The organism is Nocardioides lacusdianchii (assembly GCF_020102855.1).
Classification (GTDB): Bacteria; Actinomycetota; Actinomycetes; order Propionibacteriales; family Nocardioidaceae; genus Nocardioides; species Nocardioides lacusdianchii.
The window spans coordinates 351,879-371,230 of record NZ_JADHZD010000002.1; the positions used below are offsets into that span (position 1 = coordinate 351,879).

Genomic DNA, 19,352 nt, shown 5'->3' on the forward strand with positions numbered 1-19,352 from the left:
CCGCCCGGCTCCTCACTCACCGCCGGTTGAGGTGAGAGCGCAGCGAGCCTCGAAACCATCGCTCTCCTTCGGTGGTCGAGTAGCCGGAGCGGTCCCTCCCTCTCGGTGGTCGAGTAGCCGGAGCGAGGTACGAGCGGAGGCGTATCGAGACCCGGGCCGTTGTCGGACCCCTTCCCTAGGATCGAACGCATGATCGAGATGGTGGAGGCGGAGCGGGAGGCCGGGGCAGATGTCCTCGGCCCCGCAGCCCTGCTCGCCTCGATCAAGGCCTCCCGCTCCATCGAGAACACCGAAGCAGCCCGCCAGCTCGACCTCGCTGCCCGGTGGGCAGATCTTCATCCTCCGGAGTCGATCCACTCCGCCGCGTCGTTCACCGTGCCGGGGTGTGAGCAGGAGGAGCCGATCGCGGGCCTGGGTACGCCGCTGGTGGCGGAGTTCTGCGTCGCCGAGCTCGGCACCGTCCTCGGCATCACCTCGGTGTCCGCGAAGAAGCTCATCGGCCACGCCCTCGAGCTGCGTCACCGCCTGCCGCGGCTGTGGGCGCATGTCCACGCCGGACGCGTCCCTGCGTGGCGGGCCCGGGCCGTTGCTGAGGTCACCATCCACTCGACCCCTTCGTTGACGGTCGAGGCCGCGGCGTTCGTCGACGCGCAGGTCGCCGCCGTGGCCGGGAAGATCGGCCCCGCGCAGCTGGACCGCCTCGTCGCGGAGACGATCAAGCGGTTCGACCTGGCCGAGGCGGACCCGGCGGCTGATCCCGAGGACGGCTATCTCCACGTCGACCCCCGGCACGTCACGATCCACGACCGGGACGTCCACTTCGCCGGCACCGTGCGGCTCGAGGCCGAGATCGACCTCGCCGACGGACTCGACCTCCACCAGGCCCTCGCTCACGGCGCCGCGACCCAGAAGGCCCTCGGCTCGCAGCAATCCCTCGACGCACGGCGGGCCAAGGCGCTCGGCGACCTGGCCCGTACGCAGACCGCGCTCGATCTCTTCCACCAGGGCCAGACAGCCGGCACTGGTTTCGAGGCTCGCTCCGCTCGCACCTCAACCACCGAGGAAGACGGGTCGGTCTTGCCCGCCGCTCGCGAGGTCGTCCTCCACGCCCACTTCGACGCCAGCCTGTCCGGCGACACCACCGTGTTCGGGGCGACCGGCCGGCTCGAGGAGGGCCAGCGTCTGCTCCTGCTCGAGCAGCTGAAGTCGTGGTGCGCCGACTCGCGGACGCAGGTCACGGTCAAGCCCGTCATCGACCTCAACCAGGAGAAGTCCGCGCCGGGCTACGAGATCCCCGACCGAATCCGCGACCACGTGGTCCTCCGCGACCGCACCTGCGTGTTCCCATTCTGCGGTCGACCAGCCAGGGGTTGCGACGTCGACCACGTCATCGAGTACGACCACGACGCCGAAGCAGAAGGTCGGCCACAGTCCGGGCCCACGGAGACCGAGAACCTGGGCGCGATGTGCCGGTTCCACCACCGCCTCAAGACCCACTCCGCCTGGTACTACGACATGGTCGCGCCCGGGATCTTCGAGTGGACCTCACCTCACGGCCACCGCTACCGCCGCGACCGCACCGGCACCACCGCCCTCGACCCACCCGACCCAGGTCCAAGACCACCCCGGATCCCGTCACCTCGAAGATGACCCCGCCCCACACCCCGCCACCTCTGCGATGGCGGGGGCACAGGCACGTCCGACCAGCGTCACGGCTGCGGGCTGGGCCGGCAACGCGAGCGCACGAGGCGCGCGGACTGACATGCTGAGCCAGGTGGACCTCACGTCAAGCGACTGGCCAAGCCGCTTTCCTCGACTCTTCGAGGAGACGTACGTGGACTATGCGGACGCGAGGATTGCGTACTCCAGCGGACTCGCGCCCGACGACCTCGTCGCGCGCTTGCACGTCGTCGCCGTGACCGAGCAGCACGAGGTAGTGGTGTGCCGGAGCGCCGAGGGATGGCGCTTCCTGCCGGGTGGAACCCGGGAGCCGGGCGAGTCCCTCAGGGAGCTCGCGCGGCGACAGCTGCTCGAAGAGGCGGGTGCCGTCCTGGTAGGACCGGTGATCCAGTTCTCCGCGCACCGGGTCACCAGCGAACGGGAGCACCCGTATCGACCACACCTTCCTCATCCGCTGGCCTACTGGGCCTACGCCGTCGGGCGAGTGCGAGTCGCCGGCCCGCCGGCCAATCCCCCCGACGGCGAGACCGTGGTCGAGGTGTTGACCCTGCCGGCACCGCAGGCGGCGGCCTACCTCGATGCGGGCGAGGACCCCATCCACGCCGACGTCCTCCGGCACGCCGACGAGCTCGGCCTGCTGCGAGGTTCCTTCTAGCCTCCGCCGAGCCGACTGAGCCCGGCCGGAGGATCGGTCAGGGCGCGACGAAGGTGCGCTGACCGGACACGCCGGCTTCGCCGATCGCACTGGCCTCGGCGCCGGCCATCGACACCGTGACGGCACCGTCGGTCGACATCACCCGCACCGGCGGGGACGCCTTCATCTCGCGGCTCTGGCCGGCCGCCAACGCACCGCCGAAGACCTCTTCGCCGGCACCGTCGCGCACGACGATGCGGGCGCCACCACCCGGAGCGCTCACCACGACCGCGACGGGCTCGGCGAGCGGCGCGTTGCCGGCGCCCTGCGGTCCTCCGGACCCGTTGAGCACCGGGTTGTTGCCGCGGAGCTCGGGCGGGGTGTCCATCACGAGGCGGGCGATCGACCAGGCCAGCACGAGGGCCATGACCACGGCCACGAGCACCGACCAGTTCGGGCCACCGCGGGTGCCGCGGATCGAGCCGTTCACGCCGGTGGCGAGCTCGGCCTCGAAGACGCGGCGCGGGTTGATCGGGGCGTGCGCGTAACGCTCGTCGTACGACGCCAGCAGCGGTGCCACGTCGATGCCGAGCACCCGGGCGAGGGTGCGCAGGTGACCGCGGGCGTAGAAGTCGCCACCGCAGGGCTCGAAGTCGTCGACCTCGACGGCCTCGATCACGTGCGGGCGGATGCGGGTGCGGTCGGCCAGCTGGTCCACCGTCAGGCCCAGGCGGGTGCGGGCGGCGGCCAGCTCGGGACCGATGACCGGGTCCTCGGCGGGCTCGACCTCGAAGTCGTCGAGCACCAGCGGCTCGACCGGCTCGCCCGGGTGGGCGATGGCGCGCACGCGGTCGCCCCACGACTGGGTCTCCTCGACGAGGCTGACCCGGCCCGGACGGCGCAGCTCACGACCCTCGAGCTCGTCGACCTCGGCGTCGTCGATGTCGCGGCGGACCTCCGAGCGACGCCCGGCGCCCGTCTCGCGCAGCGCGGCCGGCGTCGGGCTGGCGACCAGCTCGTCGGCCGGCTCCTCCACGACGGGAGCCTCGTCGACCGGCGACTCCTCGGCAGCGAGGTCGTCGGCGACGTCGGGAGCCACGTCCTCCAGCACGACGACCTGACCGGCATCGCGTGCGACGCGGACCAGTGCCTCCGACAGGTCGTCACCCGCCCCGACGACGCGCGTCGAGAGCCCCAGCGGCACCGCAAAGGGCGCGCCGTGCAGCAGGCGGGAGAAGCTGGTGTGCCGCTTGCCGGCGCCGGTGAGCTCCGCCTCGATCAGCTCGAGGTTGTGCGGGACCACGACCAGGCGGCCGTCGTGCAGCAGGTCGCGGCGAGGCCTGTGCTCGACGTGGTGCACGGCCGTCCAGGGCAGCCCGCGCCACGTGCGCCCGAGCCGGATCCGGATGCCCTGCGCGTCGGCGACGAGCAGGGGCGTGCGCGAGTCGACGAGCCCGATGAGCCAGTAGGCGCCGAGCAGGCCCATCGCGACGACGAACGCCCAGTCCAGCGCGGACCCGCTCTGGGTGGCGCGGCCGAGGTAGGCGATGGCCACGGCGGAAGCAGTCAGCCCGACACCGGCGGCGACGCCCGCGTGGCGGCGTACCTCCACGACGTCGGGCGCGACGCTCAGCACGTCACCGTGCCCGCCCCCCTGCCCCGTCTCGTCGGTGTGGACCTCGGTCTCGTGCATTGCGGCGCCCATCAGGCTCCCCCCTCCAGAGTGGCGATCACTGCGTCGATCTCGTCCGGCTTGACCAGCACGTCGCGGGCCTTGGATCCCTCGCTGGGACCGACCACGCCACGGCTCTCCATGATGTCCATCAGGCGCCCGGCCTTGGCGAAGCCGACGCGCAGCTTGCGCTGCAGCATCGAGGTCGAGCCGAACTGCGTGGAGACGACGAGCTCGATGGCCTGCACCACGAGCTCCATGTCGTCGCCGATGTCGTCGTCGAGCTCGCGCTTGGACTCCTTCGGAGCCGTCACGTCCTCGACGTAGGTCGGCTCGAGCTGGTCCTTGCAGTGCTTGACGACCTGGTGGATCTCCGCCTCGGTGACCCACGAGCCCTGGACGCGCACCGGCTTGGAGGCACCCATCGGCAGGAACAGTCCGTCACCCTGGCCGACGAGCTTCTCCGCGCCCGGCTGGTCGAGGATGACGCGGCTGTCGCCCAGCGAGCTGGTCGCGAACGCCAGCCGCGAGGGCACGTTGGCCTTGATCAGACCGGTGACGACGTCCACCGAGGGGCGCTGCGTGGCGAGCACCAGGTGGATGCCCGCGGCACGCGCGAGCTGGGTGATGCGCACGACCGAGTCCTCGACGTCGCGCGGCGAGACCATCATCAGGTCGGCGAGCTCGTCGACGATGACCAGGAGGTAGGGGTACGGCGCCAGGACCCGCTCGCTGCCCGCGGGGACCTCGACCTTCCCGGCCCGCACGGCCTTGTTGAAGTCGTCGATGTGGCGGAAGCCGAAGTTGGCCAGGTCGTCGTAGCGCATGTCCATCTCGCGCACGACCCACGCCAGCGCCTCGGCGGCCTTCTTCGGGTTCGTGATGATCGGGGTGATCAGGTGCGGCACGCCCTCGTAGGCGTTGAGCTCCACCCGCTTCGGGTCGACCATGATCATCCGCACCTCGTCGGGCGTGGAGCGCATCAGGATCGAGGTGATCAGCGAGTTGATGAACGACGACTTTCCGGATCCCGTGGCACCGGCGACGAGGAGGTGCGGCATCTTCGCCATGTTGGCGACGACGAAGCCGCCCTCGACGTCCTTGCCGAGCCCGGCGACCATCGGGTGGTGGTCGTTGCGCGCGGTCGACGAGCGGAGCACGTCGCCGAGGGAGACGATCTCCTTGTCGACGTTGGGGATCTCGATGCCGATCGCGGACTTGCCGGGGATCGGGCTGAGGATCCGCACGTCGGCCGATGCGACGGCGTAGGCGATGTTCTTCGACAGCGCGGTGACCTTCTCGACCTTGACCGCAGGGCCGAGCTCGACCTCGTAGCGGGTGACGGTCGGGCCGCGGGTGTAGCCGGTGACGGTGGCGTCGATGTTGAACTCGTCCATCACCTGCATGAGCCGCTCGACGACGGCGTCGCTGGCCTTGGACCTGGCCTTGTGGACCGACCCCGGCTTGAGCACCTCGTTGGCGGGCAGCGAGTAGGTGATGTCTCCTGAGAGCGCCAGCTGCTCCACCCGCGCCGGGAGCGGCGTGTGCGGCGGCGGCTCGAGCGCCTCGGGTGCCGCGGGGGCGTCCGGCACCGCCGGGCTGACCTCGGTGGGGGCGTCGGCGAACAGGTCGATGCCGTAGTCCTCGAACGGCTCCTCGGCCACCTCGGGCTTCTTCTTGCGACGCTTCTTCAGCTCGCGGTCCGACAGCACCGGGCTGTCGTAGGCCGGGTCGCCCATCTCGGGGTCGACCTCGTCGTCCAGCGCCGAGCGGCGGCGGGTGCGCACCGGCTTGGTGGGCTCCTCGGCCTCGGGCTCGGCGTGGGTGCGGCCCAGCGCCTGGTCGCGCAGCGCGGCGAGGCGCGCGGGGACCTGGTAGACCGGGGTCGCAGTGATGATGAGGATGCCGAAGGTCGCGAGCAGCACCAGCAGGGGCACCACGACGTACGGCGTCTGCATGAGGTCGAGCAGCAGGCTCGAGGTGACGTAGCCGACCGCGCCGCCCGCCTCCTGGAGGTTCGACGCGTCACCGAGCACCGGCTGCGGGTTGCCGTTGGCGATGTGCACGATGCCGAGCAGGCCGAGCGCGAAGGCCGACCAGCCGATCACCTGGCGCCCGGCGGGTCCGTTGCGCTCGGGGTCGCGCAGAGTGCGCCACCCGGCCCAGACGAGGAACAGCGGCACGAGCCAGCCGACCTTGCCGACGGCGCCGGCGGTCACCGAGCGGGCGAAGTCCATCACTCCCCCGGGCAGCTGCCACCACACGGCGGCGGCCGCGACGGTGGCGAGGCCGAAGAGGAACAGCCCGACCCCGTCGCGGCGGTGCTCGGGGTCGAGGTCGCGCGCCGACTGCCCGATGGAGCGGGCGACGGCGCCGAGGCCGTGGGCCAGGCCCAGCCACACGGCGGCGATCCCCCGTCCGATGGCACCGAACGAGCGCGAGACCGGCCCCGGCCCGTTGCGTACGGCGCGGGGCGCAGGACGCGATGCAGGTCGGCGCGAGGACGCGCTCGAGCGGCTCCGGCCCTTCGCGGACGAAGTGGAGGGCTTGCTGGTACTCCGTGATCGGGTGCTCGAACCCTTGGTGGTGCGCTTGTTTCCAGACGTGCTCGAGCTCCGCGACCCCGGCGGGGAAGACGTACGGGTCGCCATGGTCCGACCCTACGGCCACGTCACACCAGTCACAGGGACCACACGTGTGCGTGTCGTGGTGAGGTCGTCGGGCGGTCACCCCTGGGAGGGCAAAGCGACACCGTTCTGCCCCCTGCCCTTCACAAAGGTAGGACGTCCTTCTTATGGTGACCCGGATCACTCGGGCGACATCTGGTTCCGAGTGTGTCTCGGAACTGGAGGAAAAAGAGTGAAGCTCCTCAACAGAGGACTTGCTCTCGCAGTCGTGGGGGCGGGACTCGCCGCACTCCCCATGAGCGGGTTGCAAGCATCGGCCGCACCGGCCGACACCAACGGCGTCGCCGCCATGGTCGACCGCGCCGACGGCGCCGTCGCCGTCACCCGTGAGGAGTCCACCGGCAAGGTGGGCTTCCTGCGCGTCAAGGGCGACGGAGACCTGCTGCCCGGCACGGAGGGCGCCTCGCTCTCCGCCGCGCGGGACAAGGTCGACGCCTATCTCGCCAGGTACGCCGGCAACTTCGGCGCCCGCCCGGACGAGCTCGTCCAGCGCGACGTGCAGAAGTCGCCCGCCGGCTGGACCGTCACGCTGACGCAGCAGTACCGCGGCGTCGACGTCTTCGGCTCGATGCTGCGTGCGCAGGTCGACCAGGACGGCGACCTGACCTCGGTCAACGGCTACGCCGCACCGAACCTGACGCTCTCGGTCGACCCGCGGCTCACGGCCGCCGAAGCCGGCACGCGTGCGGTCGGGCTGGTCAAGGAGGACCCGCCGAGCCACGACGGCGAGAAGGCGGACCTGACCGGCATCGGCGCCGGCGCGACCGACCTCGTCGTCTACCGCATGGGTGCCACCCGCGGCGACAGCGGCAAGGCCGTCCTGGCCTACCAGGTCGAGGTCACCAACGAGAAGAACGTGCGCGACACGGTCTTCGTCGACGCCCAGACGGGCAAGGCTCTCAACCGGTGGTCGGACGTCCACGAGGCGCTCGACCGTGAGCTCTACGAGGGCAGCCCCGCCCCCAGCGACCTCGTGTGGAGCGAGGGCGACGCGTTCCCCGGCACCCTCAACGTCGACCAGCAGAACCTGGTCAACTCCGCCGGTGAGTCCTACTGGCTCTACGAGAACGCCTTCGGCCGCGACTCCTACGACGGCGAGGGGGCGACGATGAAGACGGTCAACAACGACCCCCGCATCAGCTGCCCGAACGCCAACTGGAACGGCGTCACCACCAACTACTGCAACGGTGTCACGTCCGACGACATCGTCTCGCACGAGTGGGGCCACGCCTACACCGAGTACACGTCCGGCCTGATCTACCAGTACCAGTCCGGTGCCCTCAACGAGTCGTACTCCGACGTGTGGGGCGAGACGCTCGACCTCGTCAACGGTCGCGAGGACGACGGCGAGAACTTCCAGGCCAAGCGCACCGTCGGTGACTGCGACTCCACCGCGCCCCCCGGGCTCGGCATGGAGATCACCGCGCCGACGAGCCTCGCCGGACCGTGCGCTGCCGTCGCAGCCACGGGCGCCAAGCCGTTCACCACGACGCCGGTCACCGCTGACGTCGTCGTGGCCACCGACGCCGCGGACGCCACCGGTCCCACCACGACCGACGGCTGCACCACCTTCACCAACGGCGCCGCCGTGACCGGCAAGTGGGCGTACGTCGACCGCGGCACCTGCCCGTTCGTCACGAAGGTCGCCAACGCCGAGGCCGCCGGCGCGACCGGCATCGTGATCGGCAACAACAACGTCGACCCGCCGGCCGGCTTCACCGGTGACCCCGACCTCTACGGCGTGATGGTCTCGCAGGCCGACGGTGCGAAGTTCAAGAGCACCACGGCCGTCAAGACGGTCCGCGTCACGGCCGAGGACCTCTCTGCCCGCCCGGACACCACCCGGTGGCTGATGGGTGAGAAGTCGACCGCCTTCGGTGGCGCGATCCGCGACATGTGGACGCCCACCTGCTACGGCGACCCGGGCAAGGTCAGCGACGCCGAGTACAAGTGCGACCCGACCGGCGCCGACGCCGGCGGTGTGCACTCCAACTCGGGTGTGCCGAACCACGCCTACGCCCTCGTCGTCGACGGTGGCACCTACAACGGCCAGACCATCGCCGGTCTCGGTCTCGACAAGGCCGCCGCCATCTGGTGGCGCGCCCAGACGGCGTACCTGACCCCGCAGTCCAACTTCATCGACGCGGCCAACGCCTTCGAGCAGTCCTGCGTCGACCTGGTGGGCGCCCCGATCAACCAGCTCACCACGGCCTCCGACGCGACGCCGCAGGCCGCGACCCCGATCGCTGCCGGCGACTGCGCCTCGGTGTCGGCCGCCACGGCCGCGACGGAGATGCGCACCGCTCCGGTGAAGTGCGACTTCCAGGCGCTCCTCGGCAAGGACGCCCCCGCCACCTGTGGTGAGGGCTTCGCCGAGGACGTGCTGTGGAACGAGGACTTCGAGGACGGCCTCACGGGCTGGACCCCCAGCTTCGAGGTCGTCTACGAGGGTGGCCTGCACGAGGCGTGGCAGAGCGTTGCCAACGCCCCGGCCGGCACGGGCGCCCCGCACGCGAGCAAGGTCGCGTTCGGTCCGGCTCCCGACCAGGGTCAGTGCTCCGGCACGGCCGGTGACTTCTCGAGCCGCGACTCGATCACGGGTCCGGTCATCGAGATGCCCGACACCCTGCGTGCCCCGAAGCTCACCTTCGAGCACTACGTCGCGACCGAGATCGGCTACGACGGCGGCAACGTCAAGATGGAGGTCAACGGACGCGGCGGCTTCAAGGCCATCCCGGCGGGCGCCTACATCTACAACGCGCCCACCACCCTCTCCGGTCCTGCCACCAACACCAACCCGCTGGCCGGCGAGCCCGGCTTCACGGGCACCGACGGTGGCGAGACCAAGGGCAGCTGGGGCGAGTCGCAGATCGACCTCGTCGCGGCCGGCATCGAGCCTGGTGACACCGTCCAGCTCCGCTTCGACATCGGTCGTGACGGCTGTGGCGGCAACGAGGGCTGGTACGTCGACAACATCGAGGTCGTCGACTGCAAGCTGGTGACGAAGACGACGGCCGTGCACCAGCCCGAGCCGTCGACCTTCGGCACCGCGTCCACCGCCGAGGTCACCGTGGCCCGCGACGGTTCGGTCGGCTCCACGCCGAGCGGCGACGTGGTCGTCACCGACGCAGCAGGCAAGGAGCTCGGCTCGGCCGCGCTCGTGGACGGCAAGGCCTCCGTGGCCCTGCCGGCCGACCTGCCGGTCGGCGCCAACCAGCTGACCGCGACCTACGAGGGCAACGGCTCGCTGGCGACCTCGTCGGCGAAGTTCACCGCCACGGCGGTGGCAGCGACGCCCGCCGGCAAGGCCGACTCCACCACGGTGGCGAAGGTGAAGCCGCGCAAGCCCCGCTTCAAGCAGGACTTCAAGGTGGTCGTGAAGGTCAAGGCCGACGGCACCACCGCGACGGGTCGCGTCGTGGTCCGCATCGACGGCAAGAAGGTCCGGACCAAGCGTCTCGACGACGGCCGGATCATGTTCAAGGTGAAGAAGAACCTGAAGGTCGGCAAGCACAAGCTCGTCGCCGTCTACAAGGGCTCCGACACCGTCGAGCGCAGCAAGGACAAGCTGCGGTTCAAGGTCGTACGACGCTGACCGCACGCTGACAGCACCACCAGCACCACACCGGGAGGCCCCGGCGGATCCGTCCGCCGGGGCCTCTCGGCCGTCCGGAGGCGAGCGGTCGTGGCGCCTCAGCGCGCGTCGAGCCCCGCGAGCCACGGCAGCACGACCAGCAGCGTGGGGAGCGCGAGGATCGCGGCGGCGAGCAGCAGCACCAGCAGGGCCTGTGCCCGGTGGCGGCGGGTGTCGCGCAGGACCTCCACCCGGGCCGTGAGCGAGCCGGCGGACCCCAGCGCGCCGGCGGGAGCCGGTGAGCCGGCCAGCTCGAGCAACGCCGACACCAGCGCGCGACGATCACCGGTGCGGCAGGCCGCCCGGTCGGCCAGCACCTCCACGAGCACCTCGACCTCCCGTCGCGCCGACCCGCTGGCCACGCCGCGCGGGAAGGCACGGTGCAGCACGGCGAAGGCCTCGAGGACGAGGTCGTGGCGCGCGCGCAGGTGCGAGCGCTCGTGCTCCAGGACCGCCGCCAGCTCCTCGGGCGCGAGGCGGGTCAGGGTCGGGCGCGACACGACGATCCGCGACCCGGTCATCCCGGGCACGCAGTAGGCGACCGGGAGGTCGTGCTCGAGCACCGAGACTCCATTGTCCGTGCGCGCCACGAGGTCGACCCGCTCGCGGTGCGTACGACGCATCCGGCGCAGGGCGGTGCCCGTGCGGTGGCCGCTGAGCAGCAGCCGCGCCGCGACCACGACCGTCACCAGACCGGCGAGCGCCGCCACGACCACGTCACCGGCGGCGACGGGCGCCACCCACAGGCGGTCGGTGGCCAGGGAGATCCCGGCACCGAGCGCGGCGAGGACCGCCGCCAGGGCGGTGCTCTGCCACAGCAGCATCGCCGCGGACGGCGTACGCCGCAGGCCTGTCCAGCGCGACAGTGCCCACGGCAGCGGACCGGCGAGCAGCACGGCGAGCGCACCCAGCACCAGCGGGGTCAGCACGCGCGCGTCCCGGCCCGGTCAGGTGAGGTCGGCGAGGGCGCGGCGCAGCGCCGCGAGGTCCTCGGCGCTGGCCTCGCCCACGAAGGAGACGAGGGCCTGGTCGCGGTCGGCGCCGGTGGCCTCGAGCGCCTCGCGCATCACCTCGGCGGTCATTGCGGCGCGGCTGAGCCGGGGCGCGTAGCGGAAGGCCCGGCCGTCGCGCTCACGCACCACGAGGTCCTTGGCGACGAGCCGGTCGAGCACCGTCATCACGGTCGTGTAGGCGAGGTCGCGTCCCTCGAGCCGGGCGTGCACCTCGCGGCCACTGGACGTGCCGTCGCCGTCCCACAGGGCGTCGAGGACGGCCTGCTCGAGCTCGCCCATCCGGGACCTTGGACTCATGTGACAGGAGTCTAGGGGCCCTGACCGAGGAAGTACGACATTGCGTAGTATCTACTACAATCTGTCGTAGTACCGCGCCACGGCGCCTGACCAACGCAAGGGTGTGCCCATGGACGTCCTCGACATCGCCCGGTGGCAGTTCGGGATCATCACCGTCTACCACTTCCTCTTCGTGCCGCTGACGATCGGGCTCACGGCCGTCATCGCCGGGCTCGAGACCGCGTGGGTGCGCACGGGCAAGGAGGACTACCTCCGCCTCACCAAGTTCTTCGCCAAGCTCTTCCTCATCAACTTCGCCATCGGCGTGGTGACCGGCATCGTCCAGGAGTTCCAGTTCGGGATGAACTGGTCGGACTATTCCCGCTTCGTCGGCGACGTCTTCGGCGCCCCTCTCGCGGTCGAGGGCCTGCTGGCCTTCTTCCTCGAGTCGACCTTCCTCGGCCTGTGGATCTTCGGCTGGGACAAGCTCCCCCGCGGCCTGCACGCAGGGTGCATGTGGCTGGTGCACCTCGGCACGCTGGCGTCGTCGTGGTTCATCCTCGCGGCCAACTCGTGGATGCAGCACCCGGTGGGCTACACCTACAACGCCGAGTCCGGGCGCGCGGAGCTCACCGACTTCTGGGCGGTGATGTTCAACAAGGTGCAGGTCGTGACCTTCCCGCACGTGATCTTCGCGGCGTACATGACCGCCGGCACCTTCCTGCTCGGCGTCAGCGCCTACCTCTACATGAAGAAGAAGCACGAGGCCGACCGGCCGATGTACCACCACGCCATCCGCATCGGCGCCGTCATCACCCTGCTCGCCGGTATCGGCGTCGCCATCACCGGCGACCTCCAGGGCAAGGTGATGACCGAGGTGCAGCCGATGAAGATGGCGGCCGCGGAGGGCCTCTACGAGACCAGCGAGAGCTGCGCACCCTTCTCGGTCTTCACGGTCGGCACCCCCGACGGCAAGGAGGAGAAGTTCGCCGTCACGGTCCCGTGCCTGCTGTCCTTCCTCGGCACGGGCTCCTTCGACGGCACCGTCGAGGGCATCAACCCGCTGAGCGAGGAGTACGTCGAGACCTACGGGCAGGACCCGACGTCGAAGGCCTTCACCGAGGGCGACTACACCCCCGTCATCCCGGTCACCTACTGGTCCTTCCGCTTCATGATGGGCCTCGGTGCCTTCGCCGCCGCCGGCGCCGCGCTCATCCTGTGGCTGACCCGCAAGGGGCGTACGCCGGGCGTGCGCTGGCTCGGGGTCCTCGGCCTCAGCCTGCCGATCGCCACCACGCTCGCGAGCTCGTGGGGCTGGATCTTCACCGAGATGGGTCGCCAGCCGTGGGTGGTCTTCGGGCTGATGACCACCGAGTCCGGGGTCTCCCCCGGCGTCTCGGTCTTCGAGGCCGCCACCTCGCTCATCGTGCTGACCCTCCTCTACGCGGTGCTCGCGGTCATCGAGGTCAAGCTCCTCATCACCTACGTCAAGAAGGGCGCGGATCCCTTCGAGGAGCCGCCGCGGGTCAAGGTCGGCGGCTCCGACGAGGACAAGCCGCTCACCTTCGCCTACTGACCGACCACGACGACACGACAGAGAGACCACCATGGAACTGACCACCGTCTGGTTCGCCCTCATCGCCGTGCTGTGGGTCGGCTACTTCTGCCTCGAGGGCTTCGACTTCGGCGTCGGGATGCTGCTGCCGGTGCTGGCGCGCGACGACACCGAGCGGCGCGTCATGATCAACACCGTCGGCCCCGTGTGGGACGGCAACGAGGTGTGGGTCCTGGTCGCCGGCGGCGCGACCTTCGCCGCCTTCCCGGAGTGGTACGCCACGCTCTTCAGCGGGTTCTACCTGCCGCTCCTGCTCATCCTGGTGGCCCTCATCGTGCGCGGGCTCTCCTTCGAGTACCGCCACAAGCGCGAGGAGAGCGAGTGGAAGGGCCGGTGGGACCTCGCGCTCATCATCGGGTCGATCGTGCCGTCGCTGCTGTGGGGCGTCGCGTTCGCCAACATCGTGGCCGGCGTCCCGATCGACGCCGACAAGGAGTTCACCGGCAACCTCTTCACCCTGCTCAACCCCTTCGGCCTGCTCGGCGGACTGGTGACCCTCACCCTCTTCGCCACCCACGGGGCGATGTTCGTCGCGCTCAAGACCGACGGCGAGATCCGCCACCGGGCCCGCGACCTGGCCGTGCGCATCGGCGTCGTCGCCGCCGTCCTCGCTGTGGTCTTCCTCGTGTGGACGCAGCTCAAGACCGGCACCGCCGTCACCGCGGTCGTCTTCGCCGCGGCCGCCGCCTCGCTGGTCGCCGGGCTCGTCTCGGCCCGCGCCGGGCGCGAGGGCTGGGCCTTCGTGGGCACGTTCGTGACCATCGCGCTGGCCGTGATCGGCCTGTTCCTGGGCCTGTTCCCCGACGTGATGCCGTCGACCACCGACCCGGCGTACTCGCTCACCACGACCAACGCGGCCGCGACGGCGTACACGCTGAAGGTGATGACGTGGGTCGCGGTGATCTTCACCCCGATCGTGCTGGGCTACCAGGCGTGGACCTACTGGGTCTTCCGCAAGCGCATCTCGGTGCGGCACATCCCCACCCCCGTCCTGGCCGGCACGAGCGACACCGCGTCGTGAGGCCGCTCGACGCGGCCGTCCTCAGCCACCTCCGACCGGCGCGCGGGGCGCTCGCGGTCGTCGTCGCGTGCGGCGTGCTCGGCGGCCTGGCGACGGTGGCGCAGGCCTTCGCGCTGGGAGCCCTGGTCGTGGCGGCGGTCAGCGGGAACGACTGGACGCGCGCCGGGGGGTGGCTGGTCGGACTCGTGCTGCTGCGCACCGCGACGACGTACGCCGGCCAGCTGGCGGCGGCGCGGGCCGCCGGTGAAGTGTCGGGAGCCCTACGGCTGCGGCTCCTCGAGGCTGCTCGCCGCACTGCCGACCTCGCGCCCGCCCGACTGTCGCTGCTCGCGACCCGCGGCGTGGCCGGGGTCGAGCCCTACGTCACCCGCTACCTCCCGGCGCTGGTGCCGGCCGCCGTCCTCCCCGTCCTCACCCTCGTCGCGATCACCTGGCTCGACCCTCTGTCGGGGCTCGTCGTCGCGCTGACCCTGCCGCTCGTGCCGGTCTTCGCGATCCTCGTCGGCCTCACCACCCGCGACCGGGCCCGGACCCAGTGGCGTGCGATGGAGGCGCTGTCCGGCCACTTCCTCGACGTGGTGCGTGGCCTGCCGACGCTTGTCGCGCACCGGCGGGCCGAGGCCCAGGTGGCGACCATCCGCTCGGTCACCCACCGCTACCGCCGCGCGACCGTCGACACCCTCAAGGTCGCCTTCGCCTCCTCCTCCGTCCTCGAGCTCGTCGCCACACTGTCGGTCGCGCTGGTGGCGGTCACCGTCGGGCTGCGGCTGGCGTCGGGGTCGGTCGACTTCCGGGTCGCGCTCACCGTGCTGCTCCTGGCGCCCGAGGCCTACTGGCCGCTGCGCCGCGTGGGCGCGGAGTTCCACGCCGCTGCCGAGGGCACCGCGGCGCTGGCCGAGGCCGACGCGCTGCTGGCCCGCGCGGCCTCGCAGCCGCTCGGATCGCAGCGGCCGGCACGCGCCACGCTCGGTCTGCACGGGCTCGCGGTCGGTCACGACACGGCGCTGACCGCACCCCTCGACCTCGACCTGGCCGAGCGCGGCCTGGTGGCGATCGCAGGACCGTCCGGCTGCGGCAAGTCGACCCTGCTCGCGACGCTGCGCGGCGAGCTGCCTCCCCACGGCGGCGACGTCGTGGTGGGCGGCGCTCCCCTTCCGCGCGTCGACCCGGCGTGGTGGCGCGACCAGGTCGCCTGGGCACCCCAGCGACCGTGGCTGCTGGCCGACACCATCGCCGCCAACATCCGCGTCGGACGCCCCGGCGCCGGGGACGACGAGGTGTGGTCCGCGCTCACCGCCGTAGATCTCGCCGACGTGGTGCGCGCCCTGCCCGAGGGGCTGGACTCGCCCCTCGGCGAGGACGGGGCCGGCCTCTCCGCGGGTCAGCGGGCCCGCGTGGCGCTCGCGCGCGTCGTTCTGGCCGCCCGGCCGGTCGTGCTCCTCGACGAGCCCAGCGCGCACCTCGACGAGGAGACCGAGCAGGTGCTCCTCGAGACCATCGCCGCGCTCGCCCGCACCAGCCTGGTCCTCGTCGTCGCCCACCGCCCCGCCGTGCTCGCCGCCGCGGACCGGGTGCTGGAGCTGGAGCCTGTCGAGGGCCGGGCCCCGACGCCGGCTCCGTCTGCCGCGCCGGCGCGCGCGGTGTCGCACCCCGACGCCGCACCAGCATCGCCACCCGACGACGACCCGCAGTCCCGCTGGGGCCTGCGCACCGCGACGCTGCTCGGAGCACTGTCGACCGCGTCCGGCGTCGCACTCACCGCGACCGCCGGTTGGCTCATCACCCGCGCGAGTGAGCAGCCGCCGGTGCTCTACCTGATGGTCGCCATCGTCGGTGTACGCCTCTTCGGCCTCGCGCGCCCGGTGCTGCGCCACGCCGAGCGCGTGCTGAGCCACGACGTGGTGCTGCGGGAGCTCGCGGAGCGCCGGGCGCAGGTCTACGCCGACCTCGTCCCGCTCGTGCCCGGACGACTGGGTCCCCGTCGCGGTGACCTCCTCACCCGCGTCGTCGACGACGTCGACGCCCTGCTCGACGACCGGCTCCGGGTGCGGCAGCCGGTCGCCACAGCCGTGCTGGTCGGGGTGGGCGCGACCCTTCTCACCTGGCTCGTCGCCCCGGCTGCCGGCCTGGTCGTGCTCGGCGTCTGTGCCACCGGAGGGCTCGCCTTCGCGCTGGCCCGCCGCGGGGTGGCGACCGCCGAGCCGCAGGTCCTCGCGGCGCGGGCGGCTCTCGGCACGGGCGTCGAGGAGGTTGCCCACGGCCTGCGGGAGCTGGAGCAGTGGGCCGCCACGCCGCGCGCGCTGGCCACCGTGCAGCAGCAGGGAGCCACGCTCGCCGCAGCCGTACGCCGCTCCGCGCGCGCCGTCGCCGCCGCCTCCGCCCTCACCACCGCCACCGCCGGCCTGGGCGTGGTGCTCGTCGCCGCGACCGTGACGCCTGCCCAGGTCTCCCCCGCACTCCTCGCGCTGCTGCTGCTGGTCCCACTGGCGCTCGCCGACGTGACCGGTGGGCTCGCCGACGCGGGTGCGGTGTCGGTGCGCGCCCGTGCCGCCCGCGAGCGCCTCGACCGGCTCGCGGCCACGTCGCCGGCGGTCAGCGACCCGCGGTCGCCCGAGCCGCTGCCCGCGAGCCACGCGCTCGCGCTCCGCGAGGCGGAGCTCGGTTGGACCGAGCGGCCCGTGCTGGCGCTCGAGCACCTCGACCTGCGACCGGGCGAGCACCTCGGCATCACGGGCCCCTCCGGCTCGGGGAAGTCCACCCTGGCTGGGACGCTCGTCCGCTTCATCGACCCCGTGTCGGGCCACGCCCTGCTCGGTGGCACCGACCTGCGCCGACTGGCGCTGGACGACGTACGCCGCACGGTGGGCCTCGTCGACGACGACCCGCACGTCTTCGCCTCGTCCGTCGCGGAGAACGTGCGCCTGGCGCGCCCGGGTGCGAGCGACGACGACGTGCGTCACGCGCTGGACCGCGCCCGGCTGGGCGAGTGGGTCGACGGGTTGCCCGACGGCATCCACACCCACGTCGGCGCCGGCTCGCGCGAGGTGTCCGGCGGCGAGCGGGCCCGCCTGGCGATGGCCAGGGCGCTGCTCGCCGACGCCCCGGTCCTGGTGCTCGACGAGCCCACCGCCCACCTCGACGCCGCCACCGCGCGGGCCGTCGCGGGGCAGCTGCTCGACGCTGCCGCGCGCCCGGGCCGCTCGGTCGTGTGGATCACCCACGGCACGATCGGCCTCGACGCCATGGACCACGTGGTCCGCCTCGACGCGGTCGGGACCCGGACGACCGGTGGGCTCAGCCCTGCTCTCGCGGGGACCGCAGCGGCAGGGTGAAGCGGAAGGTGCTGCCGTGGCCGAGCTCGGAGCTCACCGACAGCGTTCCGCCGTGGGACTCCGCGATCCGCTGGGCGATCGGCAGGCCGAGACCGGTGCCCGGCACGGAGAGGGCGTTGGGGTTGGTGGAGCGGTGGAAGGCCGAGAAGACGTGGCTCTGGTCAGCGGTGGAGATGCCGATGCCGGTGTCGGTCACCTCGATGCTCACCTCGTCCTCGCCCACCTCCATCGACACCGCGACCGCGCCGTCCTCGGGGGTGTACTTCACCGCGTTGTCGACCATGTTGTCGACGACCCGGGCGAGCTCCTCGGGGTCGCCGAACACCACGACCGGTGCCGTCCCGGTGCGCTCGAAGGCCAGCCCGACGCCCGCCTGCTTGGCCCGGATGCCGAGCAGGTCGACGCTCGCCTCACAGAGCTCGGCGAGGTCGACGGCGCGGCGCACCGTCTCGCGTCGTCCCTGGATGCGGGAGTAGTGGAGGAGGTTGGCGACCAGGTTGTTCAGGCGCTGGGCGTTGCGGATGATCGCGTCCAGCGACGTCATGTCGGGGTGGCGGTCGGCGATGAGCTCGGCGTGGCCGAGGATCGCGGTGAGCGGGGTCTTGAGCTCGTGGGAGATGGTGGCGATCAGCTCGCTGCGGTAGCGCGCGAGCTCCCGCAGCTCCTGGACCAGGCGCTGCTCGGTCTCCAGGACGCGGGAAGAACGCACCGCGAGCGCGAGCAGGCGCCCCACCTCCAGCACCGCGTCGGCCTCCGACATCGTCAGCGGCCGGGTGTTGCGGGCGAATCCCAGCACGAGGTAGCCGACGAGGTCGTCCTGCGAGAGCAGCGGACACACGAGCGCGCGCTCGACCCGCATCGCGCGCATCAGCCGCTGCATCGGCGCCGCGCTGCTCGGCAGCCGCGCAGAGTCGACGTCGTGGATCCCCACCTCGACCAGCACGGGCAGGTCGTCGAGCGCCAGGAGGTCCTGGCGGATCTCGGGGACGTCGTGCTCGGGGGTGAAGGGGCGCGGCGTGCCGACGCCGATCTGGTGGCCCTGGACATCGCTGGGGAAGGTGCGTACGACGGCCTGGGTGGTGGCGAGCGCCTCCGCGACCGCCTCCACCGCCGTCGTCATCGCCTGGGCGAGCCCGCCCTGGACGCCGGCACCGGCCGCCGCGACCGAGGTCAGCATCCGGTCGAGGCGGGCGCGGTCGGTGAGCCGCTCGCGCTCGCGGGCGTTGGAGAGCGCGACACCCGCCTGCACGGCGAACATCTCCAGCAGCTCGCGGTCGGCCTCGTCGGGCACCCGGCCGTCCGCCGGGAGGTCGACGGCCATGTTGCCGAGGAGCTCGCCGCCGGCCGAGTAGAGCGGGGCGTAGAGCGCGTGCTGGGGGTGCCAGGCGTCCGGGTCGTCGCTGGGCTCGACCTCGGGGATCCAGGCGGCGCGCAGCCGCTCCTCCGACATCCGACCTGCGGGGACGAAGCGCAGGATGCCCCACCGGTCGGCCTCGCGGAACTCGTCGAGGATCTGCTCGGCCGGGGTGCGGCGGTGCAGGATCTGCGCGACGACCTCGGGCGGGCCGGCGACGTTGGTCATCACCAGCACGTCGCCCTCGAGCCGGGCGATCGCCGCGACGCCGTAGCCGAGGACGTCGACCACGCCGTGCGCGATCTCCTCGAGGATCACCTCGGTGTCGGTGGAGGAGTTGACGCGTCGCATCAGCTCGGCCAGACGACTCAGCGCACCCTGGTTGCGCGGCATGCCCACCTCCCCACGAGGTTCATCGGACCCTCGAGCCCCGT

General features: G+C 72.0%; 11 protein-coding genes. 6 read left to right on the forward strand and 5 right to left on the reverse strand.

Features of this window, described 5'->3' with window-relative positions; translation table 11 throughout:
- The first annotated feature begins 189 nt into the window (after positions 1-189).
- Positions 190-1,650, forward strand: coding sequence for an HNH endonuclease signature motif containing protein (locus IRX98_RS04355; protein WP_224274159.1), 1,461 nt, complete (start codon positions 190-192; stop codon positions 1,648-1,650).
- A gap of 184 nt (positions 1,651-1,834) precedes the next feature.
- Positions 1,835-2,335, forward strand: coding sequence for an NUDIX hydrolase (locus IRX98_RS04360; RefSeq protein WP_224274162.1), 501 nt, complete (start codon positions 1,835-1,837; stop codon positions 2,333-2,335).
- Between the two features lie 37 nt (positions 2,336-2,372).
- Here the strand turns inward: IRX98_RS04360 and IRX98_RS04365 are convergent, their stop codons facing one another.
- Both IRX98_RS04365 and IRX98_RS04370 read right to left on the reverse strand, forming a co-directional pair.
- Entirely contained in the window at positions 2,373-4,019 is a 1,647-nt protein-coding gene (locus IRX98_RS04365) for a helix-turn-helix domain-containing protein (protein WP_224274163.1), read from the reverse strand.
- Entirely contained in the window at positions 4,019-6,637 is a 2,619-nt protein-coding gene (locus IRX98_RS04370) for an FtsK/SpoIIIE family DNA translocase (protein ID WP_224274164.1), read from the reverse strand. The genes IRX98_RS04365 and IRX98_RS04370 overlap by 1 nt, the downstream gene beginning before the upstream one ends.
- Before the next feature lie 208 nt (positions 6,638-6,845).
- Between IRX98_RS04370 and IRX98_RS23335 the strand changes: the two genes are divergently transcribed.
- A complete protein-coding gene (locus IRX98_RS23335) occupies positions 6,846-10,268 on the forward strand; it encodes a M4 family metallopeptidase (RefSeq protein WP_308044396.1) in 3,423 nt (1,140 codons plus the stop codon).
- Between the two features lie 98 nt (positions 10,269-10,366).
- Here the strand turns inward: IRX98_RS23335 and IRX98_RS04390 are convergent, their stop codons facing one another.
- Both IRX98_RS04390 and IRX98_RS04395 read right to left on the reverse strand, forming a co-directional pair.
- Entirely contained in the window at positions 10,367-11,236 is an 870-nt protein-coding gene (locus IRX98_RS04390; protein ID WP_224274165.1) for a M56 family metallopeptidase, read from the reverse strand.
- Between the two features lie 18 nt (positions 11,237-11,254).
- Positions 11,255-11,617 carry a BlaI/MecI/CopY family transcriptional regulator gene (locus IRX98_RS04395; protein ID WP_224274166.1) on the reverse strand — a complete coding sequence of 121 codons (363 nt, stop codon included), beginning with the start codon at positions 11,615-11,617 and terminating at the stop codon, positions 11,255-11,257.
- A gap of 109 nt (positions 11,618-11,726) precedes the next feature.
- Here IRX98_RS04395 and IRX98_RS04400 point away from each other — a divergent pair, with 109 nt between their 5' ends.
- The 3 genes from IRX98_RS04400 to cydD are packed head-to-tail and all read left to right on the forward strand — an operon-like array spanning position 11,727 to position 17,564.
- Complete coding sequence (locus tag IRX98_RS04400) at positions 11,727-13,172, forward strand: cytochrome ubiquinol oxidase subunit I (RefSeq protein ID WP_224274167.1); 1,446 nt, start codon at positions 11,727-11,729, stop codon at positions 13,170-13,172.
- 31 nt (positions 13,173-13,203) lie between these two features.
- Complete coding sequence (gene cydB / locus IRX98_RS04405) at positions 13,204-14,232, forward strand: cytochrome d ubiquinol oxidase subunit II (RefSeq protein ID WP_224274168.1); 1,029 nt, start codon at positions 13,204-13,206, stop codon at positions 14,230-14,232.
- On the forward strand, positions 14,229-17,564 hold the full coding sequence (gene cydD / locus IRX98_RS04410) for a thiol reductant ABC exporter subunit CydD (RefSeq protein WP_224274170.1): 3,336 nt from the start codon (positions 14,229-14,231) through the stop codon (positions 17,562-17,564). Before cydB ends, cydD begins: the two co-directional genes overlap by 4 nt.
- Here the strand turns inward: cydD and IRX98_RS04415 are convergent.
- Positions 17,527-19,311 (reverse strand): sensor histidine kinase, encoded by a 1,785-nt coding sequence (locus IRX98_RS04415; protein ID WP_224274172.1) that lies wholly within the window; start codon positions 19,309-19,311, stop codon positions 17,527-17,529. The genes cydD and IRX98_RS04415 overlap by 38 nt on opposite strands.
- Between the last annotated feature and the right edge of the window lie 41 nt (positions 19,312-19,352).

Bases quoted from the DNA above. Each gene is read 5' to 3' on its own strand.
- IRX98_RS04355 (WP_224274159.1), top strand. From the start codon at position 190: ATGATCGAGATGGTGGAGGCGGAGCGGGAGGCCGGGGCAGATGTCCTC.
- IRX98_RS04365 (WP_224274163.1), bottom strand. From the start codon at position 4,019: ATGGGCGCCGCAATGCACGAGACCGAGGTCCACACCGACGAGACGGGG.
- IRX98_RS04370 (WP_224274164.1), bottom strand. From the start codon at position 6,637: ATGGCGACCCGTACGTCTTCCCCGCCGGGGTCGCGGAGCTCGAGCACG.
- IRX98_RS04395 (WP_224274166.1), bottom strand. From the start codon at position 11,617: ATGAGTCCAAGGTCCCGGATGGGCGAGCTCGAGCAGGCCGTCCTCGAC.
- IRX98_RS04400 (WP_224274167.1), top strand. From the start codon at position 11,727: ATGGACGTCCTCGACATCGCCCGGTGGCAGTTCGGGATCATCACCGTC.
- cydB (WP_224274168.1), top strand. From the start codon at position 13,204: ATGGAACTGACCACCGTCTGGTTCGCCCTCATCGCCGTGCTGTGGGTC.
- IRX98_RS04415 (WP_224274172.1), bottom strand. From the start codon at position 19,311: ATGCCGCGCAACCAGGGTGCGCTGAGTCGTCTGGCCGAGCTGATGCGA.